Source organism: Rhizobium sp. SU303, from assembly GCF_021052345.1.
GTDB lineage: Bacteria > Pseudomonadota > Alphaproteobacteria > Rhizobiales > Rhizobiaceae > Rhizobium > Rhizobium laguerreae.
The window spans coordinates 1,062,867-1,088,028 of the sequence record NZ_CP088095.1; the positions used below are offsets into that span (position 1 = coordinate 1,062,867).

28 protein-coding genes are annotated in these 25,162 nt (G+C 62.7%); 20 read left to right on the top strand and 8 right to left on the bottom strand.

All coding sequences use genetic code 11. The features are described 5' to 3' along the window. Window positions 1-115 precede the first annotated feature (115 nt). Complete coding sequence (locus RlegSU303_RS05395) at window positions 116-508, top strand: hypothetical protein (RefSeq protein ID WP_222283475.1); 393 nt, start codon at window positions 116-118, stop codon at window positions 506-508. A gap of 67 nt (window positions 509-575) precedes the next feature. Beyond that, complete coding sequence (locus RlegSU303_RS05400; protein ID WP_017959667.1) at window positions 576-743, top strand: hypothetical protein; 168 nt, start codon at window positions 576-578, stop codon at window positions 741-743. A gap of 27 nt (window positions 744-770) precedes the next feature. Here the strand turns inward: RlegSU303_RS05400 and RlegSU303_RS05405 are convergent, their stop codons facing one another. From RlegSU303_RS05405 to RlegSU303_RS05415, 3 genes are read right to left on the bottom strand one after another with little or no spacing between them, the layout of a single operon-like run. Further along, window positions 771-1,934, bottom strand: coding sequence for a Gfo/Idh/MocA family protein (locus RlegSU303_RS05405; RefSeq protein WP_222351852.1), 1,164 nt, complete (start codon window positions 1,932-1,934; stop codon window positions 771-773). Between the two features lie 10 nt (window positions 1,935-1,944). Then, window positions 1,945-2,868, bottom strand: coding sequence for a TIM barrel protein (locus RlegSU303_RS05410; RefSeq protein WP_231283556.1), 924 nt, complete (start codon window positions 2,866-2,868; stop codon window positions 1,945-1,947). A gap of 44 nt (window positions 2,869-2,912) precedes the next feature. After that, window positions 2,913-3,827 (bottom strand): sugar phosphate isomerase/epimerase family protein, encoded by a 915-nt coding sequence (locus RlegSU303_RS05415; protein WP_231283557.1) that lies wholly within the window; start codon window positions 3,825-3,827, stop codon window positions 2,913-2,915. Between the two features lie 208 nt (window positions 3,828-4,035). On the opposite strand from RlegSU303_RS05415, the gene RlegSU303_RS05420 reads away from it, so the two are divergent. Further along, window positions 4,036-5,037 carry a LacI family DNA-binding transcriptional regulator gene (locus RlegSU303_RS05420; protein WP_222283472.1) on the top strand — a complete coding sequence of 334 codons (1,002 nt, stop codon included), beginning with the start codon at window positions 4,036-4,038 and terminating at the stop codon, window positions 5,035-5,037. A gap of 69 nt (window positions 5,038-5,106) precedes the next feature. Here the strand turns inward: RlegSU303_RS05420 and RlegSU303_RS05425 are convergent, their stop codons facing one another. Beyond that, entirely contained in the window at window positions 5,107-6,012 is a 906-nt protein-coding gene (locus tag RlegSU303_RS05425) for a S1C family serine protease (RefSeq protein ID WP_026158598.1), read from the bottom strand. A gap of 156 nt (window positions 6,013-6,168) precedes the next feature. Next, window positions 6,169-7,110, bottom strand: a complete 942-nt coding sequence (locus RlegSU303_RS05430; RefSeq protein ID WP_131629174.1) for an AraC family transcriptional regulator — start codon at window positions 7,108-7,110, stop codon at window positions 6,169-6,171. 124 nt (window positions 7,111-7,234) lie between these two features. Between RlegSU303_RS05430 and RlegSU303_RS05435 the strand changes: the two genes are divergently transcribed. The 3 genes from RlegSU303_RS05435 (at window position 7,235) to RlegSU303_RS05445 (ending at window position 10,659) form a co-directional block, all read left to right on the top strand. Continuing rightward, window positions 7,235-8,194 carry an SDR family NAD(P)-dependent oxidoreductase gene (locus RlegSU303_RS05435; protein WP_131629175.1) on the top strand — a complete coding sequence of 320 codons (960 nt, stop codon included), beginning with the start codon at window positions 7,235-7,237 and terminating at the stop codon, window positions 8,192-8,194. A 371-nt stretch (window positions 8,195-8,565) separates the two neighbouring features. Continuing rightward, complete coding sequence (locus RlegSU303_RS05440) at window positions 8,566-9,969, top strand: aminotransferase-like domain-containing protein (RefSeq protein ID WP_131629176.1); 1,404 nt, start codon at window positions 8,566-8,568, stop codon at window positions 9,967-9,969. 321 nt (window positions 9,970-10,290) lie between these two features. Next, window positions 10,291-10,659: a DUF983 domain-containing protein gene (locus tag RlegSU303_RS05445; RefSeq protein WP_017990843.1), complete on the top strand. Its 369-nt coding sequence runs from the start codon at window positions 10,291-10,293 to the stop codon at window positions 10,657-10,659. Window positions 10,660-10,757: 98 nt separating this feature from the next. On the opposite strand, the gene RlegSU303_RS05450 is transcribed toward RlegSU303_RS05445, so the two are convergent. Further along, window positions 10,758-11,657 (bottom strand): LysR family transcriptional regulator, encoded by a 900-nt coding sequence (locus RlegSU303_RS05450; RefSeq protein WP_131622012.1) that lies wholly within the window; start codon window positions 11,655-11,657, stop codon window positions 10,758-10,760. Between the two features lie 143 nt (window positions 11,658-11,800). On the opposite strand from RlegSU303_RS05450, the gene RlegSU303_RS05455 reads away from it, so the two are divergent. The 4 genes from RlegSU303_RS05455 to RlegSU303_RS05470 all read left to right on the top strand — a co-directional run bounded on the left by RlegSU303_RS05455 (window position 11,801) and on the right by RlegSU303_RS05470 (window position 14,536). Beyond that, window positions 11,801-12,412 carry a glutathione S-transferase family protein gene (locus tag RlegSU303_RS05455; RefSeq protein WP_131622010.1) on the top strand — a complete coding sequence of 204 codons (612 nt, stop codon included), beginning with the start codon at window positions 11,801-11,803 and terminating at the stop codon, window positions 12,410-12,412. Window positions 12,413-12,472: 60 nt separating this feature from the next. Further along, window positions 12,473-13,405 (top strand): pyridoxamine 5'-phosphate oxidase family protein, encoded by a 933-nt coding sequence (locus RlegSU303_RS05460; protein ID WP_231283558.1) that lies wholly within the window; start codon window positions 12,473-12,475, stop codon window positions 13,403-13,405. A gap of 88 nt (window positions 13,406-13,493) precedes the next feature. Then, window positions 13,494-13,955, top strand: coding sequence for a nuclear transport factor 2 family protein (locus tag RlegSU303_RS05465; RefSeq protein WP_017963583.1), 462 nt, complete (start codon window positions 13,494-13,496; stop codon window positions 13,953-13,955). A gap of 20 nt (window positions 13,956-13,975) precedes the next feature. Further along, window positions 13,976-14,536, top strand: a complete 561-nt coding sequence (locus tag RlegSU303_RS05470) for a TetR/AcrR family transcriptional regulator (protein ID WP_131622006.1) — start codon at window positions 13,976-13,978, stop codon at window positions 14,534-14,536. A 130-nt stretch (window positions 14,537-14,666) separates the two neighbouring features. On the opposite strand, the gene RlegSU303_RS34210 is transcribed toward RlegSU303_RS05470, so the two are convergent. Further along, window positions 14,667-14,798: a hypothetical protein gene (locus tag RlegSU303_RS34210; RefSeq protein ID WP_257785305.1), complete on the bottom strand. Its 132-nt coding sequence runs from the start codon at window positions 14,796-14,798 to the stop codon at window positions 14,667-14,669. Between the two features lie 155 nt (window positions 14,799-14,953). Here RlegSU303_RS34210 and RlegSU303_RS05475 point away from each other — a divergent pair, with 155 nt between their 5' ends. Both RlegSU303_RS05475 and RlegSU303_RS05480 read left to right on the top strand, forming a co-directional pair. Then, the gene (locus RlegSU303_RS05475; RefSeq protein ID WP_131644968.1) at window positions 14,954-15,658 is read left to right on the top strand and encodes a hypothetical protein; all 705 of its coding nucleotides are present in this window, start codon (window positions 14,954-14,956) and stop codon (window positions 15,656-15,658) included. A gap of 51 nt (window positions 15,659-15,709) precedes the next feature. Beyond that, a complete protein-coding gene (locus RlegSU303_RS05480) occupies window positions 15,710-16,015 on the top strand; it encodes a Dabb family protein (RefSeq protein WP_003546748.1) in 306 nt (101 codons plus the stop codon). A gap of 233 nt (window positions 16,016-16,248) precedes the next feature. Here the strand turns inward: RlegSU303_RS05480 and RlegSU303_RS05485 are convergent, their stop codons facing one another. Continuing rightward, window positions 16,249-17,475: an MFS transporter gene (locus tag RlegSU303_RS05485; RefSeq protein ID WP_222283468.1), complete on the bottom strand. Its 1,227-nt coding sequence runs from the start codon at window positions 17,473-17,475 to the stop codon at window positions 16,249-16,251. A gap of 373 nt (window positions 17,476-17,848) precedes the next feature. Between RlegSU303_RS05485 and RlegSU303_RS05490 the strand changes: the two genes are divergently transcribed. The 8 genes from RlegSU303_RS05490 to RlegSU303_RS05525 all read left to right on the top strand — a co-directional run bounded on the left by RlegSU303_RS05490 (window position 17,849) and on the right by RlegSU303_RS05525 (window position 25,024). Then, the gene (locus RlegSU303_RS05490; protein WP_003557930.1) at window positions 17,849-18,097 is read left to right on the top strand and encodes a hypothetical protein; all 249 of its coding nucleotides are present in this window, start codon (window positions 17,849-17,851) and stop codon (window positions 18,095-18,097) included. A 56-nt stretch (window positions 18,098-18,153) separates the two neighbouring features. Next, on the top strand, window positions 18,154-18,825 hold the full coding sequence (locus tag RlegSU303_RS05495; RefSeq protein WP_003546765.1) for a response regulator transcription factor: 672 nt from the start codon (window positions 18,154-18,156) through the stop codon (window positions 18,823-18,825). Beyond that, the gene (locus RlegSU303_RS05500; RefSeq protein ID WP_017959684.1) at window positions 18,815-20,218 is read left to right on the top strand and encodes a sensor histidine kinase; all 1,404 of its coding nucleotides are present in this window, start codon (window positions 18,815-18,817) and stop codon (window positions 20,216-20,218) included. The genes RlegSU303_RS05495 and RlegSU303_RS05500 overlap by 11 nt, the downstream gene beginning before the upstream one ends. A 118-nt stretch (window positions 20,219-20,336) precedes the next feature. Further along, the gene (locus tag RlegSU303_RS05505; RefSeq protein WP_017959685.1) at window positions 20,337-20,759 is read left to right on the top strand and encodes a lipA protein; all 423 of its coding nucleotides are present in this window, start codon (window positions 20,337-20,339) and stop codon (window positions 20,757-20,759) included. Between the two features lie 182 nt (window positions 20,760-20,941). After that, the gene (gene ccmI / locus RlegSU303_RS05510) at window positions 20,942-22,078 is read left to right on the top strand and encodes a c-type cytochrome biogenesis protein CcmI (protein WP_445944756.1); all 1,137 of its coding nucleotides are present in this window, start codon (window positions 20,942-20,944) and stop codon (window positions 22,076-22,078) included. Next, complete coding sequence (gene ccmE / locus RlegSU303_RS05515; RefSeq protein ID WP_131621998.1) at window positions 22,075-22,587, top strand: cytochrome c maturation protein CcmE; 513 nt, start codon at window positions 22,075-22,077, stop codon at window positions 22,585-22,587. Before ccmI ends, ccmE begins: the two co-directional genes overlap by 4 nt. Next, on the top strand, window positions 22,584-24,572 hold the full coding sequence (locus RlegSU303_RS05520) for a heme lyase CcmF/NrfE family subunit (protein WP_151518766.1): 1,989 nt from the start codon (window positions 22,584-22,586) through the stop codon (window positions 24,570-24,572). Before ccmE ends, RlegSU303_RS05520 begins: the two co-directional genes overlap by 4 nt. Beyond that, window positions 24,569-25,024: a cytochrome c-type biogenesis protein gene (locus RlegSU303_RS05525; protein WP_131621993.1), complete on the top strand. Its 456-nt coding sequence runs from the start codon at window positions 24,569-24,571 to the stop codon at window positions 25,022-25,024. The genes RlegSU303_RS05520 and RlegSU303_RS05525 overlap by 4 nt, the downstream gene beginning before the upstream one ends. Window positions 25,025-25,162 lie beyond the last annotated feature (138 nt).

Consider the following 25,162-nt stretch of genomic DNA (forward strand, 5'->3'; position numbering starts at 1 on the left):
ACAGGATTCAGATCTTAGGCCGACCCGGCCTAAGATCATCCTGTTCTAAGGCCAGCCTGAACCGGTCCGGCGCAGCCGGACGGCACAACCCGAACAACAGACAGGGAGAATTCCAATGTCCGTACAGAGCAGCAGCAAGACGTCGATTACTCAGCGTTTCGACAGTTACCAGCCATCCAAGACACTTCTCGTCTGGGCCTGCGTCGTCACGGCGATCGCCACGATGATCATCGGCTTCAGCTGGGGAGGTTGGGTCACAGGCGGCACATCAAGCAAGGCGGCAGCCGCCGCCGGCGACACCGCACGCGGAGAACTGGCGTCGGCCATTTGCGTCGAGCGATTCAAGGCGGCGCCGGATGCGAGCGCTAAACTGATCGAGTTCAAGGCGATTACCGAAGGCTACAAGCAGCGTCAGTTCGTTGAAGCCGGCGGTTGGGCGACCATGCCTGGGCAAACCTCACCCGATAGCCGAAGTGTTCAAGGCTGCGCCACGGCGCTTGCCGTCTGACACCGTTTTTCCTGAGCGCTCCGATATATGTGCGGAGCGCTCCCACTGTTGAAGCAGGAAATGACCCATGATCCGTTTCGTGAAAAAGAACGACCCGCAGCCAGCCGCAGAAGACGCCGGCGAAAGCGTCAAGAAAATCCGCGAGGCAGCCGCCGAGGGGCCTAAGAAAGCCGCCAACGACAGCACGCGTCGCCGCGCGCCGCAAGCGGCGGAAGATGACGACCCGCTTATCTGAGCACAGCACCGCACCGCAGTTCACGGCCTAGCGATAGTCCAGCCAGATCCCGCCGGCGTCGGCGGACCGTACGCAGTTTTCGACCCAGCGCACGCCTTCCAGTCCGGCATCGACATCGGGAAAGACCAGCTTTTCGATCCCCGCAAGGGCGAGGCCGCGCTCTCTGTTGATGGCGAAGCCGAAGCGGCGATAGAGGTTCGCCCAGGCTTCGAAGAGACCTTCCGGGTGACCGCCGCCGATCCGGTCGTCGATTCTGGCCTCGGGATAGAGATAGTCCATGCCGCGCTCGAAAATGCGGGCCGGTTCGCCCTGGATCTCGTAAGACAGTTGGTTCGGCCGCTCGTCCCACCATTCGATGCTGGCCTTCGAGCCGACGATGCGGATCTTCTGGCCGTGCATGGAGCCGGCATTGACGGCGCTCGACCAGATGGTGGCGACCGCGCCATTATCATATTCCATCAGGGTCACCGCATTGTCTTCGAGCGGCGCGCGGCTTTTGACGAAGCTCTGGCGGGTGCAGAGCAGCCGCCTGATCTTCAGGTGCGGCAGGATGACCTTGGCGATATATAGCGGGTGGGTCCCGACATCGCCGAGCACATAGCTGGGACCTGCGAATTTCGGATCGACGCGCCAGCGCGTCGCGGGGTTCTGCTCCTCTACCGCAGCACTATGGAAGCCATGGGCGAATTGCAGGTTGACGATGCGGATCTCGCCGAGATCGCCATTCCTGACCATCGCGCGCGCCTGCTCGATCATCTGGTGGCCGGCGTAGCCATAGGTCACGCCGACGATACGGCCGCGCGCCTGGGAAAGCGTCTTCAGCTCTTCAGCCTCGGCGGTCGTAAAGCAGAGCGGCTTTTCGCAGATCACATGCAGATCATGTTCGAGTGCTGCCTTGCAGATCGCGAAATGGGTGTTGTTGGGTGTTGCGATCGACACGGCCTCGATGCCGTCGGCCCGCCCGGCCTCAGTCGCAAACATCGCCGCATAGTCCCGGTAGCTCCTGGCTTCGTCGAGTCCGAGATCGAGGCCGAAGGCGCGGCCGCGTTCCGGATCGATATCGAAGGCGCCTGCCGCGAGGGCAAAGACGTCGTCGCGATGCGCCGCCGAGCGATGAATATAGCCGATCTGGCTGCCTTTGCCGCCGCCGACCATGCCCCAGCGGATCGGCTTTCTCCTGTCATTCGTCATGCTATCTTCCCTAAAACCCGACCGACCTGAGGTAATCGCGGCTTTGCTTCACATCTTCGAGGCTGCCCGCGACATTGAGCGGATCGCGCTCCTGTTCGACGGTGATGAAGCCGTGATAGCCGATCTCCTCGAGCGTCCGCTTGACGGCGGGGTAGTCGATGACGCCGCGGCCGATCGGGCACATGACGCCCTGTCCGCAGGCATCGAAGAAGCGGATCTTCTCGCCAAGTACGCGGTCGAAGACGGTCTGGTCGATGTCCTTGAAGTGGACGTAGTCGAGCCTGTCGGCATAGCGGCGAAGCATCTCCACCGGATCCATGCCGGCATAGTAGCTATGGCCGGTGTCGAGGCAGAAGCCGGCGGTCTCCTGCGGAATGTCTCCTGCCACCCGCTCGATCTCATCGGCGAATTCGATATAGCCGCCCGCATGCGGATGGATGACGGCGCGCACGCCGTATTTGCGCTGGGCGAGTTCGGCGATCGCCGTGATGTTCGCGACCATCCCGGCCCAAGCCTTGTCGTCGAGACGCGGCGCACGATCGGAATGGCCGGCGGCATAGTCTCGTTCGTCGTGCCCCCAGTCCATGATCGTGAGATAGGGGGTCTTGAACCGCTGGCCCGCCACCTGTTCCGGCTGCGGCAGCCTAGTGATGATGGCGCAGATTTCCTCCGTCTGTCGCAGCAATGTCTCCCGGTTTTCAGGAGAGACCAGATCGTCGAAGATCGTGCCGGCGACGATGAAGAGGTTGCGCTCGGCGAGCGCCTTTGCAACGAGCACATCATCGAGCGGCACGTAGCCGTAGGGTCCGAGTTCGAGGCCGCCATAGCCGGCTGCGGCCGCCTCGTCGAAGACGCGTTCCCAGGCGGGAAGGTTTGGATTGTTGACGTCATCAACGCCCCAGCAGCAGGGGGCTGTCGTAATCGTGATGGTCACGGTTTTATTCCTGAAAAGTGGGGTGCCCGAGCGGATGTTGACGATCAGCCAAGTTTCCCGGGCCAGTACTTGTCGACATATTTCTGGATTTCGGAGCGCATGAAGCGGCCGGAATCATCGGCACGCTCCTCCCAGCCGAAGACGCAGGCGGTGATGATGCCGTCGAACCCGACCGCGGCGAGCGAGGAGAAGAAGACATCCCAATTGATCTCGCCCTGGTACATATCCATGTGCTGATGGATGGTGACCTTCGCGCCCGGCGGATTGTTGATGTAGCGCAGCCCGGATGACGCCTTGTGGTTATAGGTATCGGCCACATGCACATGGGCGATCAGCGGGCCGGCATCGCGGATCATCCGCGCCATGTCGTCACCGAAATAGAAGGTGTGCGGCGCGCAATAGAGGAATTTGACGTTCTTCGAGCCGATGGTCTTCAGCATGTCGATCGCCGGATGCAGCGTCTCGCACCAGTCTTCCGGATGCGGTTCCATGTTGAGCGTGACGCCCTCGCGCTCGAACACCGGAACGAGCTCCTCCATCGAGCGCCACCAGGCAGCCTCGCTGTGCTCGTGGGTATGCATGCCGCCGCAGCAGCTGGCGCGGTGGCTGCGATCCGGCGACGGTCCGCGGCCGAATTCCGAATTCATCGTATCGCAGCCCATCTCAGCCGAAATCGCGATCGCTTCCTTCCAGTAGCGCACCGCCGCCTGCCGCTCGTCCTCATGCGGGCTCGCCCAGCGATACATCGGCAGGATCGAAGCGAGCTGGACGCCGTGATCCTTCAGGGCCGACTTGAATTCCGCGATGCGTTCCTTGTGCGCCCGCGGGCGCACCCACCAGGGCAGAAAATCGTCGCGCGGTGAAAGCTCGATATGCTCATAGCCAAGCTCCGCCGCCTTTCGGCAGAGGTCGCGCAGATTGAGGTGACGGTGCATATGCGGGTCGAGTGCGATCTTCATCTGGTTCCTCCGTCATCCTTCGGCCGCATCGGGCCGGCGGGTGATCCTTGATCTCGTTTGTTGCGGACGTCCGGTGCTCCTCCCGGATTGCCAGCACGATACTGCTGCAGTGCCCCCATGCTCCAATGCTTCCTTGATCAAATTTGATCATTGACCGCACAGCAGACCGATGCTCTGTTGTGGCAGCTTTGGGAGTGGATGAGCCCTGATGAAGGTGACTTTGAAGGATGTCGCGACGCAGGCCGGCGTTGGCACCGCGACCGTCGAGCGCGTCCTCAACGGCCGCGGCGGCGTACGGCCGGAGACGGTGGAGAAAGTCTTCCTGGCGGCAAGACGGCTTGAATACCGGCAAAGCCTGCCGGTCGCCCATCGCGGCCTGATCCGGATAGAGGTGATCCTCGTTCGTCCGGAGACCAGTTTTTATTCGCGTCTGAACCGGGCGTTCGAGCGCATTGCCGCCTCGCTCGACGACAGCATTGTCGTTCACCGCACCTTCGTCCGCGAGAACGAACCGGCGCAATTCGCCCGCTACATCGCCAACCCGACGGCACGCCGGTCGGCGCTGATCGTGGTTGCGCCCGACCATGCCGATGTCGTCACCAGCGTGCGCAAGGCGGCCGGTCTCGGCATTCCCGTCGTCCAGATCATGACCCGTCCGGCCCCCGAACTGCCCTATGTCGGCATCGACAACTACGCCGCCGGACGCACCGCGGCTCACTACATGTCGGGCATGCTGGCGCAGCGCCCCGGTTCGTTCGTCGCTCTCTGCCACAGCGGCGCCTATGAGAACCATAAGGAGCGGATCCGCGGCTTCTCCGCCTATCTCTCAGACCACCGTTCAAACGAACATCGTTTCATCGAGGTCATGTTCGACCTTGATGACGAGCACAATGCAATCGAACTGCTGCAAGCGGCACTTCGGCGGGAGCCCGGCATCATCGGCGTCTATAGTGCAGGCGGCGACAACAAGGGTGTGGCAAGGGTGCTCGAGGCAAATAAGGCTGGGCGGCCGTTCTGGGTCGGCCACGAATTGACGGGAGAGACGCAGGACTATCTCCGCCGCGGCATCATGTCGATCGTGCTCGACCAGGCGCCGGAAGTGCAGGCGAGACGATCGATAGACCTTGCCTTGAACAGGCTGGGTCTCATCGAGGTGGAGGTCAGCGCCGAACCGGTGCGCTTCCTGACGATCACACCGGAAAATCTCTGAGACGGGATGAGGATGCCCGGACAATCCGCTTGAATGAGCGCCAGCCGCCTTCACGACGCTGGCGCGACCTCACTGCAGCTGCGGCTTTTTGAGAAAGCTGTTGCGGTCGGCGGATTTGATGCGCAGCCAGGCTTCCCGGCCGTTCCTGAGGATCCGCATGGGAATCTCGGCGCCGGCCGGGCCGCTGCTCCAGAGTTTTCGGTAGAAATCGGCCAGGCCATCGACCTCTTCGTCGCGGATCTCCGAAATGATGTCGCCTTGACGCAGGCCCGCCTGGGCGGCCGGGCCGTCTTCGGCCACGCTCATGACCACCACGCCGCCATTGCTCTCGGCGGAGAAGGCGCCGAGCCAGGGCCGCGGCGGCTTGTTGACCTGGCCCCGGTTCAAGAGATCGTCGAGGATCGGCGGCAAAAGGTCGATCGGCACGACCATGTTGATATCGGCAACCTCGTCGCCATGGCTCATCTGCAGGCGAAGCGAACCGATGCCGAGAAGCTTGCCGTCCGAACCGATCAGCGCCGCACCGCCCCATGAGGGATGGGCAGGTGCCGTAAAAATCGCCTCGTCGAGCAGATATTCCCAATAGCCGGCAAATTCCTGCCGGGCGACGATATTTGCCTCGACGAATTCTCCGATGCCATCGGCCAGCACGACGGGATCGCCGGGCTTGGCCGTGGCCGCGTCGCCGAGATCCACCGCCGGCGCATTCAGGGCCCCAAGCGCCTGGACCAGGCCGAAGCCGCTTTCCTGATCATAAGCAAGCGCATGCGCGGGAACCACGCGCCCGTCATGGGTCGTCAGCCAGACCTCTTCGGCCTCGGTGATGAGATAACCGATGGTCAGCACCAGCCCGTTGTCGCGAATGACCACGCCGCTGCCTTCCCGGACAGTGCCCAGCGTCTCCGCCGTGAAGGCATCTTCCGGAATGGAGGAACGGACGGCCACGACTGACCGCAAAATCGGATCGATATTCATACTTTCATCCCGATAGACGCCGGCGCGAAAGGCCGAAATCCGGCGCATTCTTCCTTGAATAGGTAAGAGAATGGACGGCGGGTGCAAGACCATATCGGACGGAATTTTGGCAGGCCAACGCGCGACCTCCCTCCGATGCCTGCACCAATCAAGGTTTCACTGAGCGCTGAGACTATCTCGCATGGCACCGGGCGGCTGAGCGCGACCATATTGCCGCGGCGAGCATCCCATCACTCTCTTGAAAGCGGTGCTGAATGCGCTTTCGGATTCATAACCGAGCGACAGGGCGACACCGGCAATTGCTTCGGCCGAGTTTGTCAATCGGTCACCTGCGAGGAGCATGCGCCAGCGCGTCAGATAATCCATCGGCGCAAGCCCGACCTTTTCCTTGAAGTGGAGAGCGAAACTGGACCGGGACATCGAGGCCCGTTCAGCCAGCGACTGCAGCGTCCACTTGCGGGCTGGATCGGCATGCACGGCACCGATAGCCGCACCGATCCGCCGGTCGGTAAGCGCGAAAAGCCAGCCGACGCCGCGCGCATTCGGCGATGCGATATGGAGGCGCAACACTTGCATGAGCATGACATGAGCAAAATGCTCCGCCATCAGAAAGCCACCTGGTTGCTGGTCGCGCAATTCGCGCGTCATCCGATCGAGACACCAGCGCAGCACGGCGGCGTGATCGGAATCCCTCTTCACATGGACGATCGGCGGCAGAATTCCGAGAAGGATGTCCGCATTTCCTCCTGAAAAGGAAAAGCGGCTGCCGATCAGGAAGAAATCGCCGCCGCCATTGCAAGTCGCAATGCCGTCGCGGGCGATCGAATAGATCGCATCGGACGGGATCGCTTCGAGCGCCGGATCGCTGGCGAGACGAAAAGCTCGGCGGCTCGTCAGCAGAAAGCAGTCGCTTTCCTCCAGGCGGACAGCTTCGGCAACGCCATCGACGCTCAGCCAGCACGCGCCTGAAATCACTGCGTTGAACTTGATGCCGTCAGGGGGCGGAAAATCGATGGCCCAAGCGCCGCCAGCGTCAAGCCCCGCGGAAACATAGCTGCGCGGTTTGAGCAATGCGAGAACATCGGATAACGGGTCCATGTAAAAATCCGGACGATGGCGAAGAGATGCCGGACTTTAGCGCATGGATCGTCTGGAGGCCACGCCTTATTCTCGCGACGGTCATCCCGAGCGATGGCAACGTCGCAGAACAAAGGTAGTTATCATGAATGGCAAACAAGCCCCCATCGGCTCCGGATTTGGAGCCCACACGACGGCCGACGAGGTTCTGGCCGGTCTTAATCTTTCCGGCAAGCGCGCCATCGTCACCGGCGGCCATTCCGGCCTCGGGCTCGAGACCACGCGCGCACTGGCGGGCGCCGGCGCCAAGGTGACCATCGGCGCAAGGAGCATCGAGGCGGCGCGCAGCGCGGTCGCCGGTATCGATGGCGTAGAGATTGATCGGCTCGACCTTTCCGACCTCGAAAGCGTTCGCGTCTTTGCCGAGCGGTTGGTCGCGTCTGGCCGCAGCATCGACGTTCTGATCAACAGCGCCGGCATCATGGCCTGCCCGGAAACGCGTGTCGGCGACGGATGGGAGGCACAGTTCGCGACCAATCATCTCGGCCATTTCGCCTTGGTCAACCGCCTTTGGCCGGCGATCTCGCGCGGCGCTCGCATCGTTTCGGTTTCCTCCGGTGGCCATCACAACTCGGCCATACGATGGGAGGATGTGCAATTCGAGACCGGTTACGACAAATGGCGGGCCTACGGCCAGTCGAAGACCGCCAACGCACTTTTCGCCGTGCATCTGGACAGGCTCGGGCGCGACACCGGCATCCGCGCCTTCTCGCTGCACCCGGGCAAGATCCTTACCCCCTTGCAGCGCCATCTCGCAAAGGAGGAAATGGTCAGTGCCGGCTGGATCGATGCAGACGGCAATCCGATTGATCCGACATTCAAGACACCAGCCCAGGGGGCGGCGACGCAGGTTTGGGCGGCGACCTCGCCACAACTCGACGGTATGGGAGGCCTCTATTGCGAGGACTGCGATATCGCCATCCGCGCAACGGATGGAGAACCCGGCGGCGTCAGCGACCATGCAGCCGATCCCGAGGAGGCGGCACGCCTGTGGATCTTGTCGGCAAGGCTGACCGGCATTGACGCTTTCGCGGCGTACGTCTGAAGCCATAGCGCGCGGCAAACCGTCGTCAATGCGCGATGAAGACGCTGCTGATGTCTTGCCGTCCTCGCGCCTCACCCGGGCGGGTGAAAGCCCGATCGGCAAGCCGAGCGGATCGTCAGCACGTCATTGGCGCACACGCTGCCGAAATCGGCCTGCGACAGCGCGGTCGCCGTGCCAGATTGTATTTGCGCAGACAGCAGTCAAGTCCGGCGACAATCCGTCATTAAAACGTATCAAGGCATACGCAAAAGCTGCGCCATTCCGTCTTGCGTCGTTCTCCGGACTCGGCGCGCGACATTTTTCGTGACAGCGGCATTGTGCAACAATATACGGTCAATCTCATCAGGAATCAGACCGACACGGATCACGACATGAAAGACTGGCATCCCGATCTCAGCCGCAGCAGCAGTCCGCGTTATATGGCGATCGCCGATGTGATCGAAATGGATCTGCGCAGCGGGCATCTGGTGGTTGGGGACCGGCTGCCGCCGCAACGCGAACTCGCCAAGCGGCTGAACGTCGATTTCACGACGGTGGCGAGAGGTTATGTCGAGGCACAGAAGCGTGGGCTTGTGGATTCGCATGTCGGCCGAGGCACCTTCGTCACCGGTGGCGCGGACAAGGGGCGCCAGGGATTCGCGCCCGACGCCGCGCCCGATCCCCGCCGCGCCTTGATCGTCGATTTCTCGATGAACATGCCGCCGGAAACGGATGATCCCGAGCTGATCGCCCGCATGCGCGAGGGCATGTCGGCGGTGACGGCGAACCTCATTCCGCTTCTGCGCTACCAGGGCTTCGGCGGCTCCAGCATGGACAAGGAGGCTGCCGCCTCCTGGCTCAGCCGTCGCGGGCTGGTGCCCTCGCAGGAGCGCATCTTCGTCACACCCGGCGCCCATCCGGCCCTGCTGGCGATCTTCGGCCTGCTGGCAAAACCGGGCGAAACCGTGCTTTCGGAAATCATCACCTATCCCGGCATGCGCTCGATCGCCGCCCAGTTGCGGCTCAATCTGGCCGGCCTGCCGATGGACGAGGACGGTATCCTGCCGGACGCCTTTGCCGAGGCCTGCGAGAGATTGAAGCCGAAGGCGCTCTATCTCAATCCGACGCTGCAGAACCCGACGACGCTGACCATCCCGGCCAGGCGTCGCGAGGAGATCTGTGCCGTTGCCCGCAAGTATCACGTGCCGATCGTCGAGGACGATGCCTATGGTTTCATTCCGCAGCACGGCCCGGCGCCGCTCGCCGCAACAGCGCCCGATCTGACCTGGCATATCGGCGGACTGGCGAAATGCATCGGCGCGGGTCTGCGACTTGCCTATGTCGTGGCGCCCGACAGCAAGGCCGTGTGGCCCTTCGTCAGCGCCATGCGCGCCAACAATGTCATGGCATCGCCACTGACCGTGGCGCTCGCCACCCGCTGGGTCGAGGACGGTACCGCCGATACGATCCTGCGTTTCATCCGTGCCGAGGCCGCCGCCCGCCAGCAAATGGTCGCCGCCATCCTGCCGGCCGGCAGCTACCGCGCTGATCCGATCAGTTTCAACATCTGGCTGCCGCTCTCCAATGGCTGGACCCGCTCCACCTTCGGCAGCCATACCCGTTCTTCCGGCATCGGCGTCGTCGCAAGCGATGCCTTCACAGTCGAGGGCACGGCACCCGAGGCCGTGCGTGTCTGCCTTGGCGGACCGATCACCCGGGAGAAACTGCAGGGCGCACTGGAATTCATGGCCCACGCGCTGGAAGGTCCGCCGGAAATGGCGGCGTCGTTCTTCTGACGCAGAACCCCGCCTCGGGCTGATCAGGCACGGACGAAAGCCGGAGGCGGTCGAGATCAGATCGGTCGCGCGCAGATCTATCGGGGCATGGGCGAAGCGTAACCGTCACGTTCACGGCTGATCCGCCCTGGCTGCCAGGCCTGGCTGCGCCCCAAATGCTGCTTGATAAATCTGCAGTCAGCTTGCTGCCAGCATGCGCTGGGGAGCTCTGCGGCATTCTGGCAAATTGACTGGTAATTTCCTCATAATGTAATTATATTGAATGCATTCATTGCGAATATTGATCGTATTAATATTTGCGGAGCAAGAAGCGAGATCGTCATGGACACGGAATATCCCCCACTTCCTCCGATACAGACCGGCATCAGGGGGCGCTGCCCGCGCTGCGGCCAGGGCCATATGTTCAAGGGCTTCCTGACACTGCAGCCGGAATGCGAAGTCTGCGGCCTCGATTATTCCTTCGCCGATCCGGCCGACGGTCCGGCCTTCTTCGTCATCTGCTTCGCCTGCATCCCGAGCGTGCTGCTCGGCGTCTGGCTGGAGGTGGCCTTTTCGGCGCCGATCTGGGTGCAGCTTCTGGTCACCGGCCCCTTCATGCTCGCCACCTGCATTCCGCCGCTGCGGCCGCTGAAGGGCTGGCTGGTGGCCAGCCAGTATTTCTACAAGGCGGAAGAGGGCAAGCTCGCCTAAAGCATGTCGCGCAAAACTGTGCAGCGGTTTTGCGCAAACGACATGCGTAAAACAAAGACCTAAAGCGCGAGGGCGAATCTGAAAGATCGCCACGCGCTTTAGGACTTGTTTAGCGTCGCGCGCAGGCGCGGCGTCGCGAAATCGAGCAGCGCCCGCAGTTTCAGGGGCACCAGTCCCTGCGCGGGATAGACGAGATGCACCGGGGCCGGCGGCGGTTCGAAATCTTGGAGCAGCGGCACCAGCAACCCGGCCATCTCGGCGCGTGCGGCCTGGTAGGAAAGCACCCGGGTGATGCCGAGGCCGGCGACGGCCGCATCGACCGCGGCCTCGGCTGTGTTGACCGCGAGCCGCGAGCGGATCGGCACCGCGAGATCATGTTTCCCCTCGATGAATGTCCAACTCAGCATCGAGGCCATACCCTCGAAGGTCACGCAGTCATGCCCGGCAAGATCGCCTGGATGCCGGGGCAGGGCGTGCCGCGTCAGATAATCCGGGCTGGCATAGACCGTACGGCGGATCGCGCCGAGCCTTGTGGCGATCAGGTTACTATCAGGCAGGTTGCCGATCCTCAGCGCCACGTCGATATGATCCTCGATGAGGTTCGACAGCCGGTCCCCAAGCATCAGCCGCAGATTGATGTCAGGATAGGCTTTCAGGAAATCCACCACGACGGGTAGGACATGCAGCCGACCGAAGACGATCGGTGCGGTCATCGTCAACTCGCCCTTCGGGGCGCTGTATTCACCGGCTGCCGTCCGTTCCGCCTCTTCCACCCGATCGAGAATCTCCCGCGCCGCCTCGACGTAGGAGCGGCCGGCTTCCGTCAGCGCGATCTTCCGGTTGCTCCGTTGCAGCAGCTGAGCGTTGAGATGTGCTTCCAGTTCCGAAACCTTGCGGCTGACGGTTGCGAGCGGCGATCGCAGATGCCGTGAGGCGGCCGACAGGCTGCCCTGTTCGACAACGGCAAGAAGCACGGTCATGGCGTCGAGGCGGTCCATTCTATCCTTCCATGAATTGGTAACATGCCTTCCAGATTAGCATTCTACTGCAGCCAGGTGGAAGGCAATAAATTACGCCGCAGATGGTTCGAAGCGGCCATCGCCAACCGCGTCCCGTCGATCGGAAGACCAGAGGAACAGTCATGAAACTCTATCACCACCCGCTTTCCGGCCATGCCCACCGGGCTCACCTGTTCCTGTCGCTGCTTGGCGTACCCTATGAACTGGTCGAGGTCGACCTGGCGGCTGGCGCTCACAAGGCGCCGGACTTTCTGAAGCTCAATCCCTTTGGCCAGGTGCCGGTGCTCGACGACAATGGCACGGTCATTGCCGATTCCTCCGCCATCCTCGTCTATCTCGCGCGCAAATACGGCCGCACCGACTGGCTGCCGGAAGAGGCAGTGGCCGCGTCGCGGATACAGAAATGGCTCTCGGTTGCATCAGGCGAAATCGCCTATGGACCCTGTGCTGCGCGACTGGTCACCGTCTTCGGCGCCGATTTCCGCACCGACGAGGTGATCGGCCGGGCGCACCGCATTCTCGCGCTGATCGAGGCGGAGCTCCGCGGCCGCAGCTTCCTGCTCGGCGACAATCCTGTGATCGCCGACGTGGCGCTCTACAGCTACATCGCCAATGCGCCGGAGGGCAATGTCGATGTCTCGGCCTATCCAAGCGTTCGTGCCTGGCTAGCGCGCATTGAGGCGCTGCCGGGTTTCGTCGGTTTTCGCAAGACCAAGATCGGCCTTGCCGCGTGAGAAGCCGCCGGGGCACGTCGCTGTCCCGGTTCCCCAAATGGTGCCCAAAAGGAGGCCGTGATGCTGGAGCAGACAAGACAGGACGCCACATCGCCCTGGCATGTGGGTGAACTCGCCATGCAGCGCAGTGTCGGTGTCGCTGAACGCATGGACGGGCCGGGACGGAATTTCGTCCGCAAGGCCATGCCGGAGCAGCACCGCGCCTTCTTTCCGATGCTGCCTTTCGTCGTGCTCGGCGCCGTCGATGCCAAGGGCGATGTCTGGGCAACGGTGCGAGCTGAGCGTCCGGGTTTCATGGTCTCACCGGAGCCGGAGATTCTCGAGGTCCGCCTGCCGCGCGACGCAGCCGATCCTGCCGATGCCGGCATGGAGGATGGCGATGCGATCGCGATGCTCGGCATCCAGCTCGAGACCCGGCGGCGCAACCGGCTGAACGGCGTGATCCACAGGACGGATGCTGGAGCTTTCCAAGTGCGCGTCGGCCAGAGCTTCGGCAATTGCCCGCAATATATCCAGCTTCGCTCTTCAGCCTTCGTCCGCGATCCCGATATGTCCACGACGATGCCATCCATTCATTCCGGCCAACTCGACGATCGGGCGCGGCGGGTGATCGAGGGCGCCGATACCTTTTTCGTCGCCTCTTATGTCGACCGCGACAATGGCGAGCGGCAAGTGGACGTGTCCCATCGCGGCGGCAATGCCGGCTTCGTGCGTGTCGGCGCCGACGGCGTGCTGACCGTTCCCGACTTTCCCGGCAATCGGTTCTTCAACACGCTCGGTAATTTCCTCGTCAACCCGAAGGCGGGGCTGGTGTTCATCGATTTCGAAAGCGGCGACATGCTGCAGATGACGGGAAAGGTCGAGGTACTGCTGGATTCGCCTGAGATCGCCACTTTTCAACGGGCGGAACGGCTGTGGCGCTTCACGCCCGAAGAGATCGTGCTTCGCCCGGATGCACTGCCGCTGCGGTGGAGTCTGCATTCCAACCTCTGAGGCGAAACGCCGCCTCGAATCGCCTTGCCAATCATCGTACTGATCAGTACAATGATAACCGTTCAGTACAGGAGCGCCCGGAGAACCTATGTCCAGCCTCGTCCCGCCTTTCACCCTTGAGACCGCCACCCAGAAAGTCCGTCTTGCCGAGGATGGCTGGAACAGCCGTGATCCCGAGCGCGTCTCGCTCGTCTATACGCCGGACAGCCGCTGGCGGAACCGTGCCGAATTCATCACCGGCCGCGCCGAGATCGTTGCCTTCCTCACCCGCAAATGGGCAAAGGAGCTGGATTACCGGCTGATCAAGGAGATCTGGGCCTTCACCGATCATCGCATCGCCGTGCGCTTCGCCTATGAGTGGCACGATGACAGCGGCAACTGGTTCCGCTCCTATGGCAACGAGAACTGGGAGTTCGACGCCGCCGGCTTGATGCAACGCCGCTTCGCCTGCATCAACGACCTGCCGATCCGGGAATCGGAGCGCAAGTACCATTGGCCGCTCGGCCGACGACCGGATGACCATCCCGGTCTGACCGAACTCGGCCTCTAAACAAGCCAAGGAAGCCGCGGGTGAAGACCGTCTACGAACGCGCTGACATCGTAACGCTGCTGGCGGAAATCTTCCGCGAACTCGGCTATGAGGGCACGTCACTCAGCCGCATCACCGAACGCACCGGCATCGGCAAGGGCAGCCTTTACCACTTCTTTCCCGGCGGCAAGGAGGAGATGGCGGGCGCCGTCCTCGCCGATGTCGATGCCTGGTTCGAACATGCGATCTATCAGCCGCTGAGAAAGGACGACGCCGATCAGGCGATCGCGGCGATGTGGACGAATGTGAACGGTTATTTCCGCTCCGGTCGTCGCATCTGCCTGGTCGGCGCCTTTGCGCTTGACGAGACCCGCGAGCGGTTTTCAGCAGCGATCGGCGATTATTTCATTCGCTGGATCGACGCCTTGCGTTCGGCGTTGATGCGGGCAGGCTGCCCTGAGGGGGAGGCGCAAACACTCGCCGAGGAGGGGGTCGCGGGCATTCAGGGCGCGCTGGTGCTGTCGCGTGCGCTCGACGACAGGATGGTTTTCACCCGGTCCTTGGACACGCTGGCGAAACGGCTTGATGCTGTACTGCGATGAGGGGCGTTAAACCGCTGAGACGTTTATTGTACCTATGAAAAAATTCACCCGGCCACGAGTGACTGGCCGGGGCATTGATCGGGCGCTAGGGCGGCGCTCGAGCTTATATCGGTACCGCTTTGCGTCTATTTCAGCGTTGCTGTTGAGGCTGCTGGGCCGGGCGCGTATTTTCCCGTTCAGGGCGAACCTGGCGCCATTCGTTTTCCATCTGGTCGACGACATGCTGGGGAATGGTGGTTGGGGCATTGGCGGATGTCTGCATCGGAAGTCCCTCTTTTCGTGGTAAGGCTTCAGGGCAGGAAGATGCATTGCACAAGACAAAAGGCGTGTAAATCAGTAGCTTAAACACTTTAAACGATTAAATCGAATTTAATCGATTAAGATAGTTTTAACCTTGATATTTGAGGGAAGCGCGGAATGGTTGTCCACATGGACCGGGCATTCTTTTTCGATGTTGTGCGGCACGGACTCTTCAAGGGAGAGCTGACGCAGCCTCAGGTAGTGGGTATCACGGCGATCCTCGACGCCTGGGAGGAACGGTTTGCCGATGCCGACCGGCGGTGGCTCGCCTATATCCTCGCAACCGCTTACCACGAGACCGCTTATACGATGCAGCCGGTGCGCGAGACGCTGGCGGAAAGCGATGTGCGCGCGGTCGAGATCCTCGAGACGGCCTTTGCCGCAGGCCGGCTCTCCTGGGTGAAGACGCCCTATTGGCGGCCGGACGAGGATGGCCGCAGCTGGCTCGGACGCGGCCTGGTGCAGCTCACCCACAAGCGGAACTACGAGGCGATGAGTGTGCTGACGGGGATCGACCTCGTTGCCGATCCCGACCGGGCGATGGAGATGGATGCGGCGGTGACGATCCTGATCGAAGGCATGCTGCAGGGCAGCTTTACCGGCCACAAGCTCGCCGATCACCTGAACGCGACGACCGCGGACTGGGTGAATGCGCGCCGCATCGTCAATGGCACAGACCGGGCGGAAAAGCTCGCCGCCTACGCCATGGTCTTCGATGCGGCGATACGTCCCGATGCGGCCCGTGGCATGCTCGCGCGGTTGAAGGCCTGGGGCGCGCATGTTATCGCCCGGCTGACAGCTGGAGTGCGGCGCGTCCGATAGGATGCGCCAGGGTCGCTCCATCATTTTGATAAATCTGACAGGAGCTTCCGCGTGATCCGTCATATCGTCTTCTTCACCGTGCAGGAGGAACATCTGCAGGAGGTGAGGGCCGGGCTTTCTATACTGACCGGCATTCCGCACGCGCGGCTGCTGGAAATCGGCACCAATGTGAAGACCGATCAGCTGGGCACCGAGATCGATCTCGTAGTCTATGGAGAATTCGACGACGAGGCGGCCCTTGCCGCCTACAAGGCGCATCCCGATTATCAGCTCTCGATCGATCGCGTGCGGCCGCTCCGCGAAAAGCGCATCGCCGCCGATTACGACAGCCGCACGGCGGTGACGCGGCCGCTCTGAATTCCGCAAGCATCCGACCGCAAAGCTACATTCCGTTGAATTTCAGATGGATGGATGGTTTTCCGGATTCGGATCGTCGCGAAGCTGGGTCAATTTCTGAGCCGCCGGACTCAATTTTCGAAAAAGCGGCGGCAAGCGATTCAAAAGATTCGTCAAAAGCGGCTGCTTATTCATGGTAGGGCCGGCCGCAGCGGGTGGACGGAAAGCCGCTCTCGTCCATGCGTGGATGATAATCAGGAAATATTAAGAATGGCTGATTCCGACGCACGGGCGCCGCGCACCAGCGCCATCAGCATCAACACGAAGATCAGCGACGATGCCGCCAGAACGGCGCAGGCGGCGAGCGCCGGGCCGGTGCCGGCGCGGTCGAGGATGGCGGTGAAGATGACAGGGGCAATGGCGTTGGCGAGATTCTGCGGCAGCGACAGCCGGGCCGATTGCAGTCCAAATTCGCGCGGTGAGAACAGTGCCAGCGGCAGCAGCGCGCGGGCGACGGTCATGACGCCGGTCCCGAACCCGTAAAACAGGACGAAGGTGACGAGCAACGGCGTCGACGGGCTGGCAACCAGCATAATAACGAAGCTCACCATCATCAGGCTGATACCCATGGCCGCGCTGAGCATGGGGTTGCCGCGCCGGCCGAGCAGCATGTCGAGGAAACGTGCTGAGATGCCAAGGATGCCGCGTGCCGAGCCGAGCTGCAGCGCAAAGGCCGGCGAAGCGCCGGACTGGCGGAAGATTTCGAGCAGCGATGGCGAGATCCCGAAGGTGACGAAGGTCGAGATCGTCGTCGCCGCGGCGATCAGCAGAAAGGCTTTGCGCTGCTTGGCCTTCGACAGTGGCACCGGGGCGATTTCGGCTGTGCCGCCGTCGACATATGTTGCGATCGCCTTCGGCAGGGCGAAAAGATGCAGCGGCAGGCAGACGAAGAATTGCAGCGCCGCACAGATCAGGAAGGTGAGGCGCCAGCCGACCGCCTCGTTGAGCAGGCTGAGAATCGGCCAGAAGATGGCGCTCGAAAGCCCGGTGAACAGCATCAGGATGGCGATGACGCGTTTGCCGTTCGCCCCTTCGCGCTCGACGACGGCGGTATAGGCCGGTGCCGAAAGGCCGAACGCGCCGCCGATGCCGATGATGATCCAGGCGCCGGCATAGAGCACGATGCCGTTTGCGGCAGCCAGCAGAAGCAGGCCAAGCGCAAAGGTCAGCGAGGCGGCCGAAAGCACCCGGGCAGCACCATAGCGGTCGAGCCAGCGGCCGGTCGCCGGACCAACGATGGCGCTGACCACCATCATGATCGTCAGGCCGGCAAACACCACTTCGTTCGCCAGGCCAAGATCCGGCGCCACGACGCGGCCCATGACCCCGAGCATGTCGAAGGTCGTGCCCCAGCCGATCAGCTGGGTAACGGCAAGGACGGTGACCGTCTGCGCCGAGCGGAAGCGGGAGGATTTTGGCATTGGTGCTGAAACGGTCTGAAATGTGGGGCAGCAAGGACATAACAGTTTCAACCGGCCGGTGAAAGCTGCGAGCGGCAGGAAAGAGAAGCGCGCGGCCGATTCGCAGACAGAGACTGTGGTGTCGGTCCCGCCGGCTTTCCGCCTTTACCTGAGGTGATAGAGAATGCGTGGATCCCAAGGTTGAGGGTTCGTTCTTGGACGCAACGGCGGCCGCCGGAGCTTGCTGCGGCGGCGGTTTACAGGCGCTGAAACCGGCTGCCCGGAACAGTCGAGAACAGTTCTAAACACCCTGCATTACAGCGCATTCATTTGCCATTCAGGTCGCGTGAGTACATATTCGGGGCAAGTTGGCATTACCTTGAAAGCATAACACATGGCCTTTCCTCTGAGCGTCGCAGCATTGGCCGCCGGACTGGTGGTATCGGCGCCCTCACCGGACGCCACGAGCACTTTTGTCGTGCGTATCGGAGGCGATTGCAGCGCCGCCGCAGCCCAGGTCGTCGAACAGACTGGCGGCCAGCTCCTGTCCGTGCAACCGGTGGGCGATACCTGCATCATCACCGTTCTTGTGCAGGGGAATGGCCAGCGCCCACGCAAAGTCACGGTAAAGGTTCCGATGTAGGCGGAAGCGGCTTATTCAGCACAATTGATCGATTTGAAGCGGACGAAGGCGGACCGATGCGCATCCTGGTAGTCGAAGACGACGTTAATCTGAACCGGCAGCTGGCCGACACGCTGAAGGAGGCGGGCTATGTCGTCGACCAGGCGTTCGACGGCGAGGAAGGCCATTTTCTTGGCGACACCGAACCCTATGACGCCATCATCCTCGATATCGGCCTGCCGGAGATGGACGGGGTCACCGTTCTTGAAAAATGGCGCGGCGCCGGCCGCGGCGTGCCGGTGCTGATCCTGACGGCGCGCGACCGCTGGAGCGACAAGGTCGCAGGCATCGACGCCGGTGCCGACGACTACGTTACCAAGCCCTTCCATGTCGAGGAAGTGCTGGCGCGCATTCGGGCGCTGATCCGGCGTGCGGCCGGGCATTCCTCATCCGAGATCATCTGCGGGCCGGTGCGGCTCGATACCAAATCCTCGAAGGCGACAGTCAACGGCACGACGCTGAAGCTGACTTCGCACGAATATCGCCTGCTTTCCTATCTCATGCATCACATGGGCGAGGTCGTCTCGCGCACGGAACTGGTCGAGCACATGTACGACCAGGATTTCGACCGTGATTCCAACACCATCGAGGTCTTTGTCGGGCGCCTGCGCAAGAAAATGGGGGTCGATCTGATCGAAACGGTGCGCGGTCTCGGTTACCGTATCCAAGCGCCGAAACATGCGAATTAAGTCGCTCACCGCACGTGTGTTGTTGCTGACCACGGTCTGGTCGACGGTGGCGCTGGTGGTGATCGGTCTGCTGATCTCCACCCTCTACCGCAAGAGCGCCGAACGCGGTTTCCAGGATCTATTGCGGGCGCAGCTCTATAATGTCATCAATTCGGTGACGATCGGCGATCAGGGCGCGCTCAGTGGCAGCCCGCAGCTCGGCGATCTGCGTTTTGCCCAGCCGAAGACCGGCTGGTACTGGGTGGTGGAGCCGCTCGGCACCTATACGACGGCACCGCTGGTGTCGCCTTCGCTGGGCTCGGCGCTCATTCCGGTTCCCTCCGTCGTCGAAGCGCCCTTCGACAAGAATTACGAGCGCTATTATCAGGTGACGGATGCCTCCGGGAACCGCGTGCAGGTGGCCGAGACCGAAGTGGTGCTCGATACCGACGGGCGTGCGGCGCGCGTCCGGGTCACCGGCAATGTCGATGTCGTCGAAGACGACGTGCGCACCTTTTCCCACAGCCTTTATCTGGCGCTCGCCGGTTTCGGCGTCGGCAGCCTGATCGTCAACGCGCTGGCGATTCTCTACGGCCTGAAGCCGCTCGACAAGGCACGTGCCGCGCTGGAGCGCATCCGCGCCGGCGAGAGCGAGCAACTGAAGGGCGACTTCCCGCGCGAAATCCTGCCGCTCGCCAACGAGGTAAACGCGCTGATCGACAGCAACCGCCGCATCGTCGAGCGCGCACGTATGCAGGTCGGCAATCTCGCGCATTCGCTGAAGACGCCGATCGCCGTGCTTCTCAACGAGGCGCGCGTGCTCGAAAAATCCCATGGTGAGCTGGTGCGCAGCCAGGCGGAAGCGATGCAGGGGCAGGTGCAGTCCTATCTCAATCGGGCGCGTATCGCCGCGCAACGAGAATCCGTGCTCGCCCGCACCGAGGCCGAGCCGGCACTGGAGCGGCTGGTGCGCGTCATGCGCCGGCTGAACGTCGATACCGAATTCGATCTCGTCGTCTCGCCGCCGCATCTGGCCGTTGCCATGGAGCAGCAGGATCTCGAGGAGACCGTCGGCAATCTCCTGGAAAATGCGGCGCGTTTTGCCAAAAGCAGGGTGCGGCTTTCGGCCGTCGAGGCCGGCGAGGATGTGAAGGGGGTGGAGGCGAGCGCGCGCCGCCACTGGGTGGAGCTCGCCGTCGAGGATGACGGGCCGGGCCTGGAGCCGGACCAGATCCGCGAGGCGCTGAAGCGCGGCCGCAGGCTCGACGAAAGCAAACCCGGAACCGGGCTCGGCCTTTCGATCGTCACCGAGATTTCCAACGAGTACCAGGGACGGCTCGAGCTTTCCCGCGGTGAATGGGGCGGGCTGAAGGCAAAGCTTATCCTGCCCGGCGTCACAAAGGATGTTGCATGAGCAACTGCTTGATGTCACAAAGATACTGGCAAATGTATAGCATGCTTTGCCTTAATGCTGACACGGGGACGCTGCACTTCGATCGGCTGAAATTGACCCCTGATCGTGGTTCGACGCAATGATTTTACGCTCGCAAGGCATGATCGTTTCCGCTCTTCTCGTCGCCGTCGCGCTATCCGGCTGCACGACGACGAAGAGTGCCGCTTCGCGCGGCATTTTTTCGAGCAAGCCCTCGGCATCGGCCGCCTTCATCACCGCGCTCCAGGGCGGCATCGTCGGCCGCAGCGGCGTGAGCTTGACCGACAGCGACAAGCAGCGGGCGCTCGAGGCGGAATATCGGGCGCTGGAAGGGGCGGCAGTCGGCCAGCCGATGCTCTGGACCGGTAAGGACGTGACCGGCAAGGTGGTCGCGGCGGCACCCTATCAGGTCGGTTCGCAGAACTGCCGGCAATATACCCATACGCTGACCGTCGACGGCAAGGACACCGTGGTGCGCGGCGCTGCCTGCCGCAACGACGACGGCAGCTGGTCGCCGCTCTGAATTGCGGCCAATAGAGCGCCGCGCGTCCGACAGGACGCGCTAAAGACGCTCTATCACTTTAAATGGCGCATGATCCTTTCCGAAAATCGATTCCGATTCTCGGGGTTATGCGCTAGCCTCAAATCTTCGTCATTCCGGCTTTGGCAGTTGGAATGACGGCACGCTTCACGTATTTGGGCGATATGCTGTTCTGGATTCTCGTTGCCGCTTTGACGGCAGCCCTCGCCGTCATCCTGCTCTACCCCCTTCTGCGCGGAGCGAAGGCGGCGAATAATATCCGTGCCGGCGAGGCGGCGGTCTACCGCGACCAGTTGCGCGAACTCGACCGCGATCTCGACGGCGGGCTGATCACCCCGGAGGAGGCCGATTACGCCAGGGCGGAAATCGGCCGGCGACTGATCGCCGTCTCTGCCGACGAGCCGGCTGAGACGCCGAAACCCGCACGCCATCACCGTTTCACCGAGGCCTTCGTCCTCCTGGTCCTGCCGGTTCTCGGGCTCTGTCTTTATTTGACGACGGGCAGGCCGGACCTGCCCTCGCAGCCGCTGGAAGCGCGGCTGGAAAACCCTGGCAACGACGTGGCGGTGCTGATCGCCAAGGCGGAACGGCACCTGGCTGAGCAGCCCGATGACGGCAAGGGCTGGGACGTGCTGGCGCCGATCTATTTCCGCACGATGCGCGTCAACGACGCGCAAGTGGCTTATCGCAATGCCATCCGGCTTCTCGGCCCAAGCCCCGTCCGGCTCGATGGCCTTGCCGAGACGCTGATGGCGGTCTCCGACGGCGTGGTGACCGACGAGGCGCGGCAAGTGCTGGAACAGTCGCTGACGCTCGAACCTGACAATCCGCGTGCCCGCTTTTACATCGCCCTCAGCATGGAGCAGGCGGGACGGCCCGATGAGGCGCGCAAGGCCTTCGAGGCACTGGCTAAACAATCGCCCGCCGATGCGCCCTGGCTGCCATTGGTCAACCAGCATATCGCCACGAACGGCGGCGCGCCGGCAGGTGCCAATCCGGCGACCCCCGGTAATCCTACGCAGCAGGATGTGGCGGCGGCCGAGACTATGAGCGCCGGCGACCGGCAGCAAATGATCCGCGGCATGGTCGAGAGCCTCGACGCCAAGCTCAGCGAGGATCCGAACAATTTCGATGGATGGATGCGGCTCGTCCGCTCTTACGCCGTATTGAACGACAAGGATCGTGCCGCCGGCGCTCTGAAGCGCGGGCTTGCGGCCTTTCCGCCGCCCGGCGAACAGGGCAGGCAATTGCTGGCGCTTGCCAGGGAACTCGGCATAGCCACGGAGGAAGCGACGCAATGACGCGCAAGCAGAAGCGCCTGGCGGTGATTGCGGGCGGCATGGGCTTCATCCTCGCCGCCGTGCTGCTGGTCATGTTCGCCTTCAGCCAGTCGGTCGCCTATTTCTACATGCCGGCCGATCTCGCCAAGACGCCGGTGGCGCCGGAAACCCGCATCCGCCTCGGCGGGCTGGTCGGCGAGGGCAGTGTCGTGCGCGGCACCGGCTCGACGGTGGAATTTGCCGTCACCGACGGCAGCACCAATGCCGTGAAGGTCAAATATACCGGCATCCTTCCCGATCTCTTCCGCGAGGGCCAGGGCGTCGTCACCGAAGGCATGTTTGCCGCTGGAACGAACGTCTTCGTCGCCGACACCGTGCTTGCCAAGCATGACGAGACCTATATGCCGAAGGACGTGGCCGACAGGCTCAAAGCCCAGGGGCTGTGGAAGGAAGGCCAAGGCCAGGAAGGTCCTGGGAAGCAAGGCCCAGGAAAGGAAAGCCAAGCGCAGGAAGTGAAGGCGACGCAATGATCATCGAGATCGGCCATTACGCGCTGGTGCTGGCGCTCGCCACGGCGCTCATCCTTTCCATCGTGCCGGTGATCGGAGCCCGTCGTCACGACCGGGCGATGATGGATGTGGCGACGATCGGTTCGCTGGCGATGTTTGCGCTTGTCACCTTCTCCTTCGCCGTGCTGACCTATGCACATGTCGTCTCGGATTTCTCGGTCGAGAACGTCTGGGAGAATTCGCATTCACTGGTGCCGCTGCTCTATAAATATTCCGGCGTCTGGGGCAATCACGAGGGATCGATGATGCTCTGGCTGTTGATCCTGACGCTGTTCAGCGCGCTGGTCGCCGTCTTCGGCCGCAATCTGCCGGAGACGCTGAAGGCCAATGTATTGGCCGTGCAGGCCTGGATTTCGGTCGCCTTCACGCTGTTCATTCTTTTGACCTCCAATCCCTTCCTCCGTCTCGATCCGGCGCCGGCCGAGGGCCGCGATCTCAATCCGGTTCTTCAGGATGTCGGCCTCGCGATCCACCCGCCGCTGCTTTATCTCGGTTATGTCGGCTTCTCCGTCTGCTTCTCCTTTGCCGTCGCGGCCCTCCTGGAAGGGCGCATCGACGCCGCCTGGGCACGCTGGGTGCGGCCCTGGACGCTGGCGGCCTGGACCTTTCTGACGCTTGGCATCGCCATGGGCTCCTACTGGGCCTATTACGAGCTCGGCTGGGGCGGCTGGTGGTTCTGGGACCCGGTGGAAAACGCCTCCTTCATGCCGTGGCTCGCCGGCACCGCACTGCTGCATTCGGCGCTCGTCATGGAAAAGCGCGAGGCGCTGAAGATCTGGACGGTACTGCTCGCGATCCTCACCTTCTCGCTGTCACTGATGGGCACCTTCCTGGTGCGCTCCGGCGTGCTGACCTCTGTGCATGCCTTTGCCAGCGACCCCTCCCGCGGCGTCTTCATTCTCTGCATCCTGCTGATCTTCATCGGTGGGGCGCTGTCGCTCTTTGCCTTCCGCGCGCCGAAGCTGTCGGCAGGCGGGCTGTTTGCGCCGATCTCGCGCGAAGGCGCGCTTGTCGTCAACAATCTGATCCTGACGGTCGCCTGCGGCACGGTGCTGACGGGCACGCTCTATCCGCTGCTGTTGGAAACGCTGACCGGCGACAAGATTTCCGTTGGAGCGCCCTTCTTCAACCTGACCTTCGGCCTGCTGATGGCGCCGCTGATCGTCATCGTGCCCTTCGGGCCGATGCTTGCCTGGAAGCGCGGCGATCTGCTCGGTGCCCTGCAGCGGCTCTATGTCGTCGCAGGTCTGGCCTTCCTTGCCGCGCTGGCCTTCTTCTATATCGAACATGGCGGGCCGGTGCTTTCGGTGCTCGGCCTCGCTGCCGGGCTGTTCCTCATCTTCGGTGCGATCGCCGATCTCTGGTACCGCGCCGGCATCGGTAAGGTCGCGGGAAGCCTTGCCTGGCGCCGGCTTTCCGGCCTGCCGCGCTCGGCCTTCGGCACCGCACTTGCCCATGCCGGGCTCGGCGTCACCGTGCTCGGCATCGTCGCGGTTACGACGTTTGAGACGGAGCACGTCATCGAGATGAAGCCGGGGCAGGTGACCGAGGCCGGCGGTTACAGCCTGCATTTCGACGGCATGCAGCCGGGGACCGGGCCGAACTATACCGAGGACCGCGGCCACTTCACCATCCGGCGCGCCGGTGTCGCAGTTGCCGATACCTGGTCGGCCAAGCGCCTCTACACTGCCCGCCAGATGCCGACGACGGAGGCCGGCATCCTGACCTTCGGGCTCAGCCAGCTCTATGTTTCCCTGGGTGACGCCACCAAGGACGGTGGTATCGTCGTGCGCATCTGGTGGAAGCCGTTCATTCTCTGCATCTGGGGCGGAGCGGTGTTCATGGCCTTCGGAGGCCTCGTCTCGCTCAGCGACCGGCGCCTGCGTGTCGGCGCGCCGCGCCGCAAGGCGAAGCCGGCAGCTCCCGCAATGGAGCCGGCGGAATGATGCGGCGTCTGCTCCTGGCTGTCGTTGTGGTGCTGATGGCAGCCCCCGCCTTTGCCGTCAATCCGGACGAGGTGCTGGCCGATCCGGCGCTCGAAGCGCGCGCCCGCGCCCTTTCGGCGGAACTGCGCTGCATGGTCTGCCAGAACCAGTCGATCGACGATTCCAACGCCGATCTGGCCAAGGACTTGCGCCTGCTGGTGCGCGAGCGCATCTCCGATGGCGATAGCGACGAGGCAGTGCTGAACTATATCGTCTCGCGCTACGGCGAGTTCGTGCTGTTGAAGCCGCGTGTCAGCATGAAGACGGTGCTGCTCTGGGGTGCGCCGGTGCTGCTGGTCCTTGCCGGCGGGCTGTCATTGTTGGTCTTTGCGCGCAAGAGGGCCGGCAAGCCGACCGGCAGCAAGCTGACGGCAGACGAGCAGGCGAAGCTGAGCGAGCTTCTGAAGAAATAATCGACCAGGCTGAGCCGGCAGCCGGGCATTTCTGGCCGCCAGAGAGGCCGGCGGCACGTTTGGCCGAAAGCAAATCTTGCAAACATTACGAACTTTTCATTGGCCGGACAGTTCGCAGTAAGGTGCGGCGTCCTATAT

What these genes read in the sequence shown, in the direction of transcription:
- RlegSU303_RS05420 (WP_222283472.1), top strand. Translation starts at nt 4,036, where the DNA reads ATGAAGGTGACTTTGAAGGATGTCGCGACGCAGGCCGGCGTTGGCACC.
- RlegSU303_RS05465 (WP_017963583.1), top strand. Translation starts at nt 13,494, where the DNA reads ATGTCCAGCCTCGTCCCGCCTTTCACCCTTGAGACCGCCACCCAGAAA.
- RlegSU303_RS05435 (WP_131629175.1), top strand. Translation starts at nt 7,235, where the DNA reads ATGAATGGCAAACAAGCCCCCATCGGCTCCGGATTTGGAGCCCACACG.
- RlegSU303_RS05475 (WP_131644968.1), top strand. Translation starts at nt 14,954, where the DNA reads ATGGTTGTCCACATGGACCGGGCATTCTTTTTCGATGTTGTGCGGCAC.
- RlegSU303_RS05425 (WP_026158598.1), bottom strand. Translation starts at nt 6,012, where the DNA reads ATGAATATCGATCCGATTTTGCGGTCAGTCGTGGCCGTCCGTTCCTCC.
- RlegSU303_RS05415 (WP_231283557.1), bottom strand. Translation starts at nt 3,827, where the DNA reads ATGAAGATCGCACTCGACCCGCATATGCACCGTCACCTCAATCTGCGC.
- ccmI (WP_445944756.1), top strand. Translation starts at nt 20,942, where the DNA reads ATGCTGTTCTGGATTCTCGTTGCCGCTTTGACGGCAGCCCTCGCCGTC.
- RlegSU303_RS05525 (WP_131621993.1), top strand. Translation starts at nt 24,569, where the DNA reads ATGATGCGGCGTCTGCTCCTGGCTGTCGTTGTGGTGCTGATGGCAGCC.
- RlegSU303_RS05505 (WP_017959685.1), top strand. Translation starts at nt 20,337, where the DNA reads ATGATTTTACGCTCGCAAGGCATGATCGTTTCCGCTCTTCTCGTCGCC.
- RlegSU303_RS05430 (WP_131629174.1), bottom strand. Translation starts at nt 7,110, where the DNA reads ATGGACCCGTTATCCGATGTTCTCGCATTGCTCAAACCGCGCAGCTAT.
- RlegSU303_RS05495 (WP_003546765.1), top strand. Translation starts at nt 18,154, where the DNA reads ATGCGCATCCTGGTAGTCGAAGACGACGTTAATCTGAACCGGCAGCTG.
- RlegSU303_RS05520 (WP_151518766.1), top strand. Translation starts at nt 22,584, where the DNA reads ATGATCATCGAGATCGGCCATTACGCGCTGGTGCTGGCGCTCGCCACG.
- RlegSU303_RS05450 (WP_131622012.1), bottom strand. Translation starts at nt 11,657, where the DNA reads ATGGACCGCCTCGACGCCATGACCGTGCTTCTTGCCGTTGTCGAACAG.
- RlegSU303_RS05405 (WP_222351852.1), bottom strand. Translation starts at nt 1,934, where the DNA reads ATGACGAATGACAGGAGAAAGCCGATCCGCTGGGGCATGGTCGGCGGC.
- RlegSU303_RS05455 (WP_131622010.1), top strand. Translation starts at nt 11,801, where the DNA reads ATGAAACTCTATCACCACCCGCTTTCCGGCCATGCCCACCGGGCTCAC.
- ccmE (WP_131621998.1), top strand. Translation starts at nt 22,075, where the DNA reads ATGACGCGCAAGCAGAAGCGCCTGGCGGTGATTGCGGGCGGCATGGGC.
- RlegSU303_RS05490 (WP_003557930.1), top strand. Translation starts at nt 17,849, where the DNA reads ATGGCCTTTCCTCTGAGCGTCGCAGCATTGGCCGCCGGACTGGTGGTA.
- RlegSU303_RS05500 (WP_017959684.1), top strand. Translation starts at nt 18,815, where the DNA reads ATGCGAATTAAGTCGCTCACCGCACGTGTGTTGTTGCTGACCACGGTC.
- RlegSU303_RS05400 (WP_017959667.1), top strand. Translation starts at nt 576, where the DNA reads ATGATCCGTTTCGTGAAAAAGAACGACCCGCAGCCAGCCGCAGAAGAC.
- RlegSU303_RS05485 (WP_222283468.1), bottom strand. Translation starts at nt 17,475, where the DNA reads ATGCCAAAATCCTCCCGCTTCCGCTCGGCGCAGACGGTCACCGTCCTT.
- RlegSU303_RS34210 (WP_257785305.1), bottom strand. Translation starts at nt 14,798, where the DNA reads ATGCAGACATCCGCCAATGCCCCAACCACCATTCCCCAGCATGTCGTC.
- RlegSU303_RS05440 (WP_131629176.1), top strand. Translation starts at nt 8,566, where the DNA reads ATGAAAGACTGGCATCCCGATCTCAGCCGCAGCAGCAGTCCGCGTTAT.
- RlegSU303_RS05445 (WP_017990843.1), top strand. Translation starts at nt 10,291, where the DNA reads ATGGACACGGAATATCCCCCACTTCCTCCGATACAGACCGGCATCAGG.
- RlegSU303_RS05460 (WP_231283558.1), top strand. Translation starts at nt 12,473, where the DNA reads ATGCTGGAGCAGACAAGACAGGACGCCACATCGCCCTGGCATGTGGGT.
- RlegSU303_RS05395 (WP_222283475.1), top strand. Translation starts at nt 116, where the DNA reads ATGTCCGTACAGAGCAGCAGCAAGACGTCGATTACTCAGCGTTTCGAC.